Here is a 13,363-nt window from a genome sequence, read left to right as displayed (position 1 = left end):
AGATTATTCCATCTGAGAAGTATTATATTATTAAACATGAAAAAAATTATCAGCTGTTTGTATCAGGCGGCAGTAAGAACCATAGAACATGATGGAGTTGAGCATGCTGGATACATGTCATTTATGATATTACTATCTATCTTCCCATTTTTGATTTTTTTTCTAGCGTTGACAAGTTTTGTTGGCGCCTCGGAATTAGGGCAGAATTTCATTGATTTTTTACTGGTAAACATGCCTGAAAATACTACTGATATTATTAAAAACAGACTAAATGAGTTGAGTAAAGTTCCGCCGCAGAGCCTATTAACTCTAGCAATTGTTGGTAGCATCTGGACTGCATCGTCATTTGTCGAATGTTTACGCACAATATTAAATCGAGTACATGAAATTACTTCACCGCCAACTTATATAAGACGCCGATTACTTAGTATAGTTCAGTTCTTAATAATTAGTCTATTAATTACATTTACGATGTTTTTATTAGTAATTATACCAATAGGTTTAGCCAAAATACCTAGTATATTGGAAATTGTTAAAGGTTATGAATCGGTATTAAATTTCTTTAGGTATAGTTTTATTCTAATTGCACTTTTTATCAGTGTTTCTACTTTATATTATATAATACCAAATGTAAGCATAAATTTTGTCGATGTTCTGCCGGGATCGGTATTGACAGTATTTCTTTGGGTAGTTAGTGGACATTTATTATCTAGCAATATTATTTATTATAATCAATTAAGTGTAGTGTATGGTTCTTTGGGAAGTATTATCGTAACCTTGATCTTTTTTTATATAATTAATATGCTTTTTATTTATGGAGCAGAGTTTAATTATTTATTGATGAAGAATAGAGCTATTGCATGATCAGTATAATTTCACCAGCAAAATCATTAGACTGGAAATCTGCTGTTAAACTATCAATAGGCACAGAACCTCTATTTACTGAACAAACCACCGAATTAGTAGAAATTATCCAACAATTATCGGTATCTCAGTTACAAAAATTAATGAATGTCAGCGATAAGATTGCTGAGTTGAACTATCGTAGATTCTCAGATTTTGCTGATCTACCGGTCAAGCAGGCAATATTTGCGTATGATGGGGATTTATATAAAAAAATAGATAAATCAGCAATTAGGGTAGCACAAGCAGATTTTCTACAACAGCATATTTTTATCATATCCGGATTATACGGAGTTTTGAGGCCGCTAGATTATATTAAGCCATACCGGCTTGAGATGTCACAACAATTACCAGGTACTAATTTATATGATTTTTGGAGAACTATCATAACCGAACATATTAATCTATCGCTAAAGCAGCATCAGACACCATATTTAATTAATTTATCTTCTATGGAATATGCTAATGTAATCGATAAGAATTTACTGATTTATCCGATGATAAATATTTATTTTAAAGAAGAGCATAATGGTAAATTGCGAATAATTGGGCTAAACGCCAAGAAAGCTCGAGGTTTAATGGTTGATTTTATCATTAAGAATTCCATTGATACAACTGAAATGCTAAAAACATTTATTGGTGGCGGATATCAGTTTAATGTGCATGCATCTTCAGAATTTGATTGGGTATTTATTAAAAAGTAGAGTAAAGGATTTGATACAATAGTCTAAGAGCCTGCCAGATCAGTAGATATAAGGGGTAATTTTGCTCACTCAAAACGCAGTCGAAGTTCCGAAACAAACTCAAAGACTACTTGCGGCACTCGACTTCGTTTTTCCTAAAACTTCCTCTCTTATATCTACTGATCTGACAGGCTCTAAATCATTACTTTAAGAAAAATGAGGGGTCAAAAATCTCTTGAGCGTGTTTACGGCTTATTGGTAATGGTGTCAGATTATATTGTGCATCAAAAGCATTGCCATATATTTTAGGTATATTTCTAATAATTTGTGGATCTTGTAGGCCACGATATATTGATTTTAGAATAGTGAAAATGGCAATATAAGGGTCGACTAATGAGCTTGCAAGCCGATGCTCAAGTCTTCTAGGTAATAAATCAGGTATTCTAATGGCTACTGTTCGATTATTACCTCCAAATGACACATGTGTCGGCGCCATAAATCTTTTGTTTAAGCGTAAATAATCCTCTTCTTCTGGCAAGAAAATCAGTAAACTATCAAGCATAAAGTGGCATAGACTTCTGGCTGCATGCGTAAAAAAGCTATCATCTAATTTTAATATCATTCCTGCGTGAGGATGATAATTAAGTGTATTAATAAAACTTATGTGAAAATGCATAGCATTGCCATAATCATTAATAAAAGGCTTGCTACGAAAATCTGCATGACCATTTAATTGTGAAGCGATATTACTGATATTAACTCGAATAGAATTTATTTGCTGAATATAATTTATTAACTCTGTAGTTGGTGCTAAATCTATTTCAAATTGATTTTTACCTTTTTCTTTTTTTACGCTGATTCCAAGCCTATTTTCAAATTCGACAATATTAATTTGATCGCTTAGGTAAAATTCTATTTCTACGCCAATGCATGGGATTAGTTTATATTCCCTGATAAATTGAGTGGCTATATATTCTAACAGCTTGTGTTTTTGCAAGTGATCTGATAATTTTGCTATAGAATTAATATATGTGTTTAACATGCTTAAAGAATTAGTAACTGATAAAGTATATTATCGAATTTTTGATCGAGAATTTACTAAGTCTAGCCATGTTTATAGAAAATACAAACCTAATAGCAATGAAGCTGAAATAGATAATAATTTAAAAGCAATATTAGCTGCATTAGCTGCAAATGATATTTTAATCTTAAATCAAACTCATGGAAATACAGTAATTGATGCTGATACTATTCAGAATATTGGGGAAGTTGAGCCTGAAGGAGATGCTGCAGTTACTGCTACCAATAATTTGGCATTAGCAATACAAACAGCAGATTGTGTTCCAGTATTGCTTTATTGCATTAAAGGAAAGGTGATTGGAGCAGCTCATTGTGGTTGGAAAAGCGCCAAAGCAGATATAATCATCAATTTAATTGATCAAATGCGAGTAGCGGAAGCTGATATAATTGCTGCTGTTATTGGCCCAGCCATCCAGCAATCTTCATATGAAGTTGATCAACAATATTATCAAGATTTTGTTAACCAACAGTCAGATTATCAGCGATTTTTTATTCCATCCACCAAAGCTAACCATTATATGTTTGATTTACCATCATTTGTAGAAATGAAATTAGTAGCATCTGGAGTTAATCAAATCACTAAAATATCAGAAGATACCTATACTTCTCCTACTAAATATCCAAGTTACAGAAGATCTTGCCATTTGGGTAAAAGTTTACAGCATAGTATATTATCAACAATAATTATTAAGTAATGTTGAAATTATTGAATCCATATTTTTTTTCTAGATTTACCGCGCGCTTGGTACCTATTTTGCTGTGTATGCTTATATTATCGCTAACCTTTGGTCTATATCAAGCTCTAATAGTATCGCCAGCTGATTATCAACAAGGGGAAATGGTGAAAATGATGTACATTCATGTACCGGCAGCATGGATGTCTCTGACAATATATAGTTTTATTGCAGTTTGTAGTTTAATCAATCTAGTGTGGAATACCAAACTATCATATTTGTTGGCTATTGCTGCTGCTGTACCAGGTGCAGCTTTTGCTTTGATTACTTTGGTTACCGGCTCTTTATGGGGAAAGCCAATATGGGGAGCCTGGTGGGTATGGGATGCAAGACTGACTTCAATGTTAATCTTGCTAATTTTATATCTTAGTTATTTAGCGGTAGTCAATAGTGGTGACAATATATCCAGAGCTGAAAAACCGGCTGCAGTGATTGCGCTGATAGGTTTTATCAACGTGCCAATTGTAAAATTCTCTGTAGATATATGGTATAGTTTACATCAACCGGCAAGCGTTTTAAGATTAGGTAGTCCAACAATTCATAGCTCAATGTTATTACCATTAATGCTAATGTTTATTAGTTTTATATGTTATTTTTTATTAATATTGTTTATAAGAACCCAGATTTTATTAAATCAACTAAAATTGAATAGGATGCTGCGATGACTTATGTGGTAACGGATGGTTGTGTTAAATGTAAGTATACTACTTGCGTTGAAGTATGTCCCGTTGATTGTTTTTACGAAGGAGAGTTAATGTTGGTAATTAATCCTGATGAGTGTATAGATTGTGGAGTATGTGAACCTGAATGCCCAATCGATGCCATTAAACCGGAATCAGCGGAATTAATAGAATGGGTAGAGCGAGCAAAGATATTTGCTGAAACCTGGCCTAATATTACGAGTACGAAAGCGGCATTACCAGACGCTGAAAAATATAAACATGAACAAAATAAGTTCAAAAAATATATATCTAATGATTTATAATCATTAATTTTCAACGTAATTTAGTTGTTTTTTTGTCACTACTGCTATTTATAAATACCGTCAAATAATCGATCTTTAACGTTGATACTATCATCATTTAAATAATAATGATATTTATTGCTGGTGATTCATAGAGGGTATTTTTAGCTATGCTAAATTAGCTTAACTATGGTTTTAATTACACAGTAATAGATTTTAAGGAGATATTTTATGAAAAAATTACTTATAGCTACAGCAGTCAGCGCTGTTTTATCTACAACAGCACTAGCAGGTACTGAAAATATGTTTTATGTCAAAGCTAATGTTGGTGGAATAATCCTAAACAAAGCTAAAGATAAATATACTGGGCTAAAAATGAAAGGAAAAACAGCTGCAATTTTTGATTTAGGTGTTGGTTACTATGTCATGGATAATACTAGAGTTGATTTGACTTTCGTTACGCCAGTAAATCCTGAAATGAAAAAAACTGGTAAAGCTAATGACGGAGTTAATACTACAGTGAAACATAAAGGCACAATTTATGCCTTAATGGCTAATGGTTACGTAGATTTATTTGATATTAGTGTTGCTAAAGTCTTCGTTGGTGCTGGTGTTGGTTGGTCTCAAGTTAAAGAAAAAATGACTGATAGTGCTAATGGAAATGTCTCAAGTAAGAAAAAGAATAATGCTGCTTATCAGTTAACATTGGGTACTGCTGCTGAAGTAGCTCCTGGAGTTAATGCTGAATTCGCTTATAGATGGATCGATTTTGGTAAAACAAAAGCTAAGAAAGGTGAAGAAGCAAGTGGTACAACTGCTTATAAAGGACACAATTTATTGCTTGGTATCAGATTTGATATTTAATAATTGCATTTAATCAAGTGTGTTGAAGGACGCTAAGTAATTAGCGTCCTTTTTTATTGATAAACACATAGTTCTCATTTACTGATTTTAACAAATATAGTAGAATCTTTTATATGTCATGCTAACAGGTAGAAGATTCAAGAGCATTTGCGCTTTTCCGAGAAATGTCTACGGTTATCGCCGGCAGCTCGTGTGTCATCCCGAACTTGTTTCGGGATGACTACTGTGAGGTTCGGGATGACTACTATGTACGGAATTACTATGTACAGAATTGCATTAAGTTCAGTAATTTTAAAACCAAGTTACTAAACTTATACAGGATGATAGCGAGTGTTTCAAAAACCACTTCATGAACTAAGTAAAAACCAAATATATTTGAGGATAATTAAGAATTGAACGCACAAACTCCGGTAATCGAACTGATCAATGTCAGTAAAAGTTATTACAATACAAGTATTATTAAGAATCTTACTCTAGCTATCTATGCAGGTGAATTTATTTCGATACTTGGACCTTCTGGAAGTGGTAAGACCACTATACTTAGGTTGATTGCCGGTTTTGAAAACGCTGATTCAGGTGATATTATCATTGATGGCCAGAATGTAAATAAAGTCCCGCCTAACCGAAGAAAAGTTAATACAGTTTTTCAGAATTACGCTCTTTTTCCTCATATGTCAGTATATGAAAATATTGCTTTTGGCTTAACCATGGAAGGTAAAAGCAAAGATTTTATCCAAACTAGTGTTGATCAAGTATGTAAGATAGTAAGGCTTGACGGACTATCTGAGCGCAGGCCAAGTCAATTATCTGGCGGAGAACAACAACGAGTAGCAATTGCGAGAGCAATAATCAAACAACCAAAAGTATTATTATTTGATGAATCACTAAGTGCTTTAGACTATAAGCTCAGGCAAGAAATGCAGTTTGAATTGAAGCAGATACATAAAAAACTTGGCATTACCTTTGTGTTTGTTACTCATGATCAGGAAGAAGCTTTATCGATGGCAGATCGAGTAGTAGTAATGAGTAAGGGTCAAATAGAACAGATTGGTAATCCTATAGAAGTTTATGAATCACCAAAGAATCTTTTTGTAGCACAATTTGTTGGAGAGATTAATGTTTTTGATGGATTAGTTATGGAAGTTGATGGTGATAACCTTAAGGTAATCATTGAGGGTATAATTAATTATACTCTACCGAACGTTCATAACTTTAAAACAGGTGATAATATAAAAATATTACTCCGACCTGAAGATCTTAGAATAGAAACACTAGCTGAAACTTCAGATACTAGCAATAAGATTATTGGTGTTGTTGAGAGCACTATTTATAAAGGCGCTACGCTTGATTCATTAATTATATTAGCTAATGGCAAGAAGATAAAGGCTAGTGAGTTTTTTGACGAAGATGCTGAAAATTTTGAATATACCAGTCGACAAAAAGTAGTTGTCAGTTGGGTAGCTAATTGGGAAGTGATTTTAGCCGATGATTAGTAAAATTTCATTTAAGTCTAGTGCTATATCTCTTACCTTATTTTGGGTGTCGCTATTCGTATTAATCCCTAACAGTCTGATATTATTCACCAGTTTTTTAAAATATGACGAACTACAGTTAATTAACTTTGAATTTACTTTAGAAAATTATCGGGTAATTTTTACTAATACCTACCTCACTATCTATTTATATTCTTTTAAGATTGCTGCGCTTGCTACTATCTACAGCCTGATTTGTGGCTATCCATTTGCATATATTATTTCTCGCATTGAAAACAAGGTAGTTAAAAATTTATGTTTAATGTTTGCTATGATCCCTTTTTGGGTTAGTTCAATGATTAGATGCTATGCAATGATTCCAATATTGAGAACCAATGGTTTTATCAATAAGCTATTGCTCAAAGTAGGGGTTATTGAACAACCAATTAGTTTATTATATAATGATTATGCGGTAGTATTAGGCTTGGTTTATGCGCTAATTCCTTTTATGATTTTACCTTTATATCTAGCCTTAGAAAAGATAGATCGCATGTATATTGAAGCAGCGCTTGATCTTGGTGCTTCAAAATTTCAGGTTTTTTGGAAAGTGATTTTTCCCATGAGCTATCCTGGTATTATCTCTGGATGTATGTTTGTTTTTCTATCGGCTTTAGGAATGTTTTACATATCAGATATCCTTGGTGGAGCAAAAAACATGATGATTGGTAATTTAATTAAAAATCAGTTTTTGACTGTACGTAATTGGCCAGTAGGCTCAGTAATCTGTATGACGCTATTTATAATGATGGCATTCTGGGTGATATTATCTAAAGATAGTATGGATAAAACAAAATGATTAGGTGTTGTAAATTTATCTATACCATATTATTCTTATTAGCATTATATTTTCCAATTATGGTACTTATTACTAATTCGTTTAATGCGTCAAAATATGGAATAAATTGGGGCGGTTTTACTTTAGAATGGTATCAAAAGTTTTTATATAATCCTGCTTTAATTAAAGCAACAATTAATTCATTAACTGTATCAACAATTGCAGCAACATTGGCAACTATTATCGGCTGCATCTCGGTGTTTAGCTTTTTTAAATATGATTATCGTTTTAAAGAGTTTTCAAAAGCTTTAATTTATCTAACACTAGTTATGCCTGAGATTGTGATGGGTATAAGCTTTTTAATTTGTTTCATGGTACTGCAAGTGCCATTAGGTTTTATTACTTTATTAATTGCCCACATTGCTTTTTGTTTACCATTTGTGGTAATTACGATCCTGACTAGGCTAAAATCTTTTGATAAAAATATTATTGAAGCGGCAAAAGATTTGGGAGCTAGTGATTTTTGTATTTTATGGAAAATTATAGTACCGATAATTTTCCCGACTATTTTATCTTCATGGTTGCTGGCTTTTATCATATCATTTGATGATGTTGTAGTGAGCCATTTTGTTACTGGTCCAACTTTTGAAATTTTACCATTATTAATATATTCTATGGCTAAGGTAGGAGTTAAGCCAGAAGTTAATGCTATTTGTGCAATTATTTTATTTTTATCTATTAGTTTAATAGTGACTGCCCAATTATTAATTATGAGGAATAAAAAATGAGAAAATTACTTTTTATTATTCTACTTTCAGTAATTTCGATCTCAGCTCAAGCAAATGAGCAGAAGTTATATATATATTGCTGGGCTGAAGAATTACCGCAAAAAGTTATAGATGAGTTTGTTAAAGAATCTGGGGTACAGGTAGTATTATCTACTTATGATAATAATGAGTCAATGTATTCAAAGCTGAAACTTTTAGGTGATAAAGCAGGTTATGATATTGTTTGTCCTTCAAGTTATTTTATCGGCAAAATGAAGCAGGATAAATTATTGCAATTAATAGATAAAAGTAAGATTCCTAGTTTTAAAAATATTGACCCAGATGCACTTAATCAATCATTTGACCCTAATAATGAATATAGCATACCATTTATGTTTTCTTATACTGGTATATTATACAATACTGCTTATATCAAAGATAATATTGACAGTTGGGGAGACTTATTTAATCCTAATTATAAAGGCAAAGTGATGTTGGTTGATGATATGCGAGAAGTTTTTCATGCCGCTTTAACTTTATTAGGATATAGCGGTAATGAAACGAATGAAGTCCATATAAAACAAGCATACGAGAAACTAACAAGCTTGATTCCTAATGTAAAATTATTTTCTTCTGAATCTACTAAGGTACCATACATTAGTGAAGAAGTGATTATTGGTATGAATTGGAATGGCGAAGCCTATATCGCCATGAAAGAAAATCCTAATTTAAAATTTATTTACCCTAAAGAAGGTGCTGTTTTATCATTTGATAATTTTTCTATACCAGTTGGTGCAAAAAATTTAGACAATGCTTATAAGTTTATTAGCTTTATTCATAGACCTGAAATTGCCAAGCAAATTGCTGAAGAACTAGGATATAGCGTACCAAATCAAGCAATGTTAGAAATTATTGATCCAGATTTAAAAAATAATCAGGCCATTTTTCCACCAAAAGAAGTGATTAAAAATGGGTTATTTCATGAAGATTTAGGAAAAGTAATTAATATTCATGAGATGTATTGGGAAAAACTAAAAACAAATAGTCAATTATAATTGACTATCAAATTGTTAAACTTCTGTACGTATACTGCGAGTAAATGAAAAGTTGAAAAAATTGCAGTGCGTAGCCTTGGATAGCAGTAGTCATACTGAACTCGTTCCAGCATCTTGAGAGTTCCTGACGAGATGCTGAAACGAGTTCAGCATGACAAACATTTTTACCAACTTTTCATTTACTCGCAGTATATAAGCGTTGCTAACCCTTCTCTATAAGTAGGATATTGGAGCTTGATCCCCAAATAATTTTTGATGCGATCATTTTTAATACGACGGTTATTGCTATAAAATTCTTGCGCCATCTCTGATAAAGCTGCTTGATGGTAGGGAATGATTGTTGGTGGTGGCAAACCAAGCAATGAAGCTGCGTACTGCATAACTTCATGCGATGGTGCTGGCTCATCATCACTTATATTATAGATGGCACCAGCCATTGATTTATGCATAGATATTTCTAATGTATTTGCAATGTCATCTACATGAATGCGAGAAAACACTTGTCCTTCTTTAAAAATACATTGTGCTTGTCCATGTTTTAATTGTTGAATTACGTTACGCTGTGGTCCGTAAATACCGGATAGACGAAATATATTAGTCTGAATATTAAGTCCTTGACCAAGAGTTAGCCAAGCAATTTCTGCCGCTGTGCGTTGTTCTGCGCGTTTATTACTACTTGGTTTTAATAAAGTATCTTCATCAACCCATGCTCCTTGATGATCACCATAAACTCCAGTACTAGAAAGATATCCTATCCATTGCAAAGAAGATCCATTTAGGTTACTGCGTAAATAATTACCGTATAACTCAAGAGTAGGATCTATTTGCTCTGTGGATGGTGGTATAGAAACCAGCAAATGTGTACTCTTAATCAATGCTTTTTGAATATTAGTATCAGCAAAATCAAACATTTCATAGCCAAGACATTGATAATCCCGACATTTATTGTAGTCTCGTGAAGTACCAGAAATATGCCAGTTCTTTGCAGCTAAATTTTTAGCTAATACACTGGCTGAATATCCTAATCCAAAAATAAATAAAGAATTTTTCATAATATAAAATTTATGTAGAGGTTAAAATCTAGGTGAAATAACAGAACATAGTTGATGCTTAGAAAAAGACATATAATAGTTAATCAATAATTAACTTATCAACTATAATATTATTTATACAACTATTAATAAGATAAATATATGTCTAAGATAAAATCGTATAATCCTCAACCAGCTCAAACCTCGTTTTTACAAAAATTATGTAATCTTCTAAGTGGTAAATCTTATTCTCATGACAAATCCTTTGAACAAGTTAATGAAATTACTATTGAAACTTCTACTACAGATGTAACTATTACGTTTAAAGAAAGCAATGCCAATATTATTGATTATTCAGCAAGTTGCTTAAATTTAGAATACTCACAACTTATTATTAAAAAAAATTTGGCTACAATAAGTAAGCTGCTAATCTGTGGCACTATAAAGGGGCTTAATTTAGCTTCTAATGCTTTAGGTGACAAAACCTCTATAACCTTAGCAGGAATATTTAATTTTTCTGTTCTAAAGTATTTAAATCTTAATAGCAATCTAATAGGAGATAAAGGTATAGAAGCTATATTTGCTAATTTGCCTTTATCTATTCAAGTCTTATATGTAGGTGACAATAAATTTGGAGATTGTGGTCTTATTACTCTGACAGAGAGATTACCTGAAATGCAAATTAAATTTCTTGATATCTGCTGTAATTCTATTAGCAGTATTGGTTTGAAACGGTTGGCTCTAACTCTACCACATACTAAGATAGTGTCTTTAGATGTACGTGGTAATTTTTCTAACAAAGAAGGAGTAGACTTTATTGAAAAAAATATCCCGCCCACTATTAAGTACCTAAATACTATGTGTTATAATTCAGAAAATATGGTGGAATTGGTAGGGAAAGTTATAGGAAATGCCATAGAGTATACTATTATAGGAAATGCCACAGAAGAGTATGCTAATTGTTAAATATAATGGACTGAAAAATTTATACAAAAATTGGCATCATCTATGGCCGTATACTGATATAAGCCTCCTGCTATTTTACAAAGTTCTATTTGTACTAGTTCTCCTGGAAACTTGCAATTATACCTTTTGACTTGTTTGCGATAATGCCTTTTCTTTTGTAAATATGATATATTGTTATTTTTAAAGATTTTATGAATAGTAGATAATGAAAGTGAAGTATCATATAATCTTTTGATCTCACTTTGTATTCTTCTAACGCCTGATTTACGTTCATTACGTAGAGATAGCACAAGCTTTGCTTGCTGGTCTGATATTTTCCTAGAAAAAGAATGAGGCCTACTGCTAAGTTCTTTTAATCCTGTTATCCCTTTCTCTTCGTAACGCTTTAACCATTTGCGTAAAGTAGAAGGCTTCTTGCTGCCTAAAATCTAATCGACAATTACAGTTGTCGGTAGACAATACATGACTACCTGTTTGCGGAGTAGATAAAAAGGTGGTATAAGAGCCAAAAAAGTACTTGTGTTTTTTTTACAAAGTAATAATCTATCAAAAATTCTCTAATTTGTAGTTCGAGAACTTGATTTATCTAAAACAGTTTGCCATGAAAAATATTAAAATAAATTATATTGCTGGTTTTGTACTGATAGTATATCCATTAATAATATGTTTTTTAGGATTCCTTTACTGGAATAAATTCGGAATTTCTACGTTTGAAATTATATGTATTATTGCCTCCTTTTATACTTTTTGTATTTCTGTGGGGGTAGGAATACACAGGCTATGGGCGCATGGATCTTACAAAACAAACAAATTTATCGAGTTTGTTTTAGCAGTAGTATCAGCTGGAACCTTGCAAGGACCAGTGCTTGCTTGGGTTTCTGATCATGATAAACATCATTCATATACTGATGTGTTAGGAAAAGATCCACATACTCCTCTAAAGTACTGCCTGCTAGAAGAAAATAAGAATGAGTATTCAACTAAAGGAAAATTAAAAGGTTTTTTTTGGTCGCATATAGGGTGGATGTTAGATGGCGGAGCGCCTAGAAAGCAAATAGAGAGGAGTGCTTTAAAGAGGTTAGGAAAAAACAAAATCATTATGTGGCAATTTAAAAATTATTGGAGTATAGCAATAATAGTAAATACATTAGTTCCATTTTGTATAGGTTATGCTATAGGTGGTAGTTTGCAATATTCCTTAGCTGGATTCATATTTATTGGTATTGGAAGAGCCATCCAGCAACAAGCAACTTTCTGTATTAATTCTGTAGTGCATTTTTTTGGAAGCAAAGAATATATAAATAGTACTGCAGGCGATATACCATCTTTATTTTTTGTGTTTCTTGGAGAGAATTGGCATAATTTTCACCACGCCTTTCCACGCGATTATAGGAATGGACACAAATGGTATCAATTAGATGTGCACAAATGGATAATAGCACTAATGGAAAAGTTAGGTTTGGCAAACGATGTTGTGAGAACACCTCGTGAACGGATTAAGGCAAAAGTTGAACTGACAAAACAGCAATTCTCTATTAACATAAAAAAGCAATTAAATGATATAGATACTATGTTAATTAAGTTAATCGAAACTTTAACAAAAGAAATGGACAAACATCTTAGTCAAGTTAGCACAAACGTAAGTAATAAATTAATAAAATTCAAACAGAAAGCTTTGTTTCTTGAAAAAAGAATGGAATATTTAATAAATAATTCTAATTCTATAAAACAAGAAGAAATAGAAAAAATTCTAATAAAACTTAAGCGGTTGGAATTAGATTCTAGCAAATATATTGCAACTCATTGCGAGTTTCGTTTTAAAATTTGATCAAAAATTTATAATGCTGGATAGGAATTGCAGATTTTTGTTTATGTGTACATATATGATTATAGACCATGATTTTTCAAAATTAGCCCTCTTCTAAGTATGTGATTTTGAGTACAATATCGTCGACCTTTAATTTTAGTAACAGTAAAATTTGGTAAAGCTTTCTCCAAATATCATAAAC

15 protein-coding genes are annotated in these 13,363 nt (G+C 32.1%); 12 read left to right on the top strand and 3 right to left on the bottom strand.

Translation table 11 applies throughout. The features are described from left to right. Positions 1 to 36: 36 nt before the first annotated feature. On the top strand, positions 37 to 864 hold the full coding sequence (locus tag Trichorick_RS04045; protein WP_323737757.1) for a YihY/virulence factor BrkB family protein: 828 nt from the start codon (positions 37 to 39) through the stop codon (positions 862 to 864). Beyond that, a complete protein-coding gene (locus Trichorick_RS04040; RefSeq protein WP_323737756.1) occupies positions 861 to 1,607 on the top strand; it encodes a YaaA family protein in 747 nt (248 codons plus the stop codon). Before Trichorick_RS04045 ends, Trichorick_RS04040 begins: the two co-directional genes overlap by 4 nt. Before the next feature lie 181 nt (positions 1,608 to 1,788). Here the strand turns inward: Trichorick_RS04040 and Trichorick_RS04035 are convergent, their stop codons facing one another. Continuing rightward, complete coding sequence (locus tag Trichorick_RS04035; RefSeq protein WP_323737755.1) at positions 1,789 to 2,628, bottom strand: type I glutamate--ammonia ligase; 840 nt, start codon at positions 2,626 to 2,628, stop codon at positions 1,789 to 1,791. Here Trichorick_RS04035 and pgeF point away from each other — a divergent pair. The 8 genes from pgeF to Trichorick_RS03995 all read left to right on the top strand — a co-directional run bounded on the left by pgeF (position 2,627) and on the right by Trichorick_RS03995 (position 9,357). Beyond that, positions 2,627 to 3,361, top strand: a complete 735-nt coding sequence (pgeF, locus tag Trichorick_RS04030; protein WP_323737754.1) for a peptidoglycan editing factor PgeF — start codon at positions 2,627 to 2,629, stop codon at positions 3,359 to 3,361. The two genes, Trichorick_RS04035 and pgeF, sit on opposite strands and share 2 nt — an antisense overlap. Then, positions 3,361 to 4,065 carry a heme ABC transporter permease CcmC gene (gene ccmC / locus Trichorick_RS04025; protein ID WP_323737753.1) on the top strand — a complete coding sequence of 235 codons (705 nt, stop codon included), beginning with the start codon at positions 3,361 to 3,363 and terminating at the stop codon, positions 4,063 to 4,065. Before pgeF ends, ccmC begins: the two co-directional genes overlap by 1 nt. Further along, the gene (gene fdxA, locus Trichorick_RS04020; protein WP_323737752.1) at positions 4,062 to 4,385 is read left to right on the top strand and encodes a ferredoxin FdxA; all 324 of its coding nucleotides are present in this window, start codon (positions 4,062 to 4,064) and stop codon (positions 4,383 to 4,385) included. The genes ccmC and fdxA overlap by 4 nt, the downstream gene beginning before the upstream one ends. Positions 4,386 to 4,595: 210 nt before the next feature. Beyond that, positions 4,596 to 5,228 carry an outer membrane protein gene (locus Trichorick_RS04015; RefSeq protein WP_323737751.1) on the top strand — a complete coding sequence of 211 codons (633 nt, stop codon included), beginning with the start codon at positions 4,596 to 4,598 and terminating at the stop codon, positions 5,226 to 5,228. 392 nt (positions 5,229 to 5,620) lie between these two features. Next, positions 5,621 to 6,721, top strand: coding sequence for a spermidine/putrescine ABC transporter ATP-binding protein PotA (potA, locus tag Trichorick_RS04010; RefSeq protein WP_323737750.1), 1,101 nt, complete (start codon positions 5,621 to 5,623; stop codon positions 6,719 to 6,721). Further along, positions 6,714 to 7,556: an ABC transporter permease gene (locus tag Trichorick_RS04005; protein WP_323737749.1), complete on the top strand. Its 843-nt coding sequence runs from the start codon at positions 6,714 to 6,716 to the stop codon at positions 7,554 to 7,556. Before potA ends, Trichorick_RS04005 begins: the two co-directional genes overlap by 8 nt. After that, the gene (potC, locus tag Trichorick_RS04000; RefSeq protein WP_323737748.1) at positions 7,553 to 8,323 is read left to right on the top strand and encodes a spermidine/putrescine ABC transporter permease PotC; all 771 of its coding nucleotides are present in this window, start codon (positions 7,553 to 7,555) and stop codon (positions 8,321 to 8,323) included. Before Trichorick_RS04005 ends, potC begins: the two co-directional genes overlap by 4 nt. After that, positions 8,320 to 9,357, top strand: coding sequence for an ABC transporter substrate-binding protein (locus Trichorick_RS03995; protein WP_323737747.1), 1,038 nt, complete (start codon positions 8,320 to 8,322; stop codon positions 9,355 to 9,357). Before potC ends, Trichorick_RS03995 begins: the two co-directional genes overlap by 4 nt. Before the next feature lie 179 nt (positions 9,358 to 9,536). Here Trichorick_RS03995 and Trichorick_RS03990 read toward each other — a convergent pair whose 3' ends face one another. Further along, positions 9,537 to 10,409, bottom strand: a complete 873-nt coding sequence (locus Trichorick_RS03990) for an SDR family oxidoreductase (RefSeq protein WP_323737746.1) — start codon at positions 10,407 to 10,409, stop codon at positions 9,537 to 9,539. A gap of 141 nt (positions 10,410 to 10,550) precedes the next feature. Here Trichorick_RS03990 and Trichorick_RS03985 point away from each other — a divergent pair, with 141 nt between their 5' ends. Further along, a complete protein-coding gene (locus Trichorick_RS03985; RefSeq protein WP_323737745.1) occupies positions 10,551 to 11,354 on the top strand; it encodes a leucine-rich repeat domain-containing protein in 804 nt (267 codons plus the stop codon). Here Trichorick_RS03985 and Trichorick_RS03980 read toward each other — a convergent pair. Beyond that, a complete protein-coding gene (locus tag Trichorick_RS03980; RefSeq protein WP_410250265.1) occupies positions 11,351 to 11,719 on the bottom strand; it encodes a hypothetical protein in 369 nt (122 codons plus the stop codon). The genes Trichorick_RS03985 and Trichorick_RS03980 overlap by 4 nt on opposite strands. A 236-nt stretch (positions 11,720 to 11,955) precedes the next feature. Here Trichorick_RS03980 and Trichorick_RS03975 point away from each other — a divergent pair, with 236 nt between their 5' ends. Further along, positions 11,956 to 13,182, top strand: a complete 1,227-nt coding sequence (locus Trichorick_RS03975) for an acyl-CoA desaturase (protein ID WP_323737744.1) — start codon at positions 11,956 to 11,958, stop codon at positions 13,180 to 13,182. The last annotated feature ends 181 nt before the right edge of the window (positions 13,183 to 13,363 follow it).

It is taken from the genome of Candidatus Trichorickettsia mobilis, from assembly GCF_034366785.1.
Lineage (GTDB): Bacteria > Pseudomonadota > Alphaproteobacteria > Rickettsiales > Rickettsiaceae > Trichorickettsia > Trichorickettsia mobilis_A.
The sequence above is the reverse complement of the archived record's forward strand: the minus strand, read 5'-3'. Positions and strand labels throughout refer to the sequence as shown.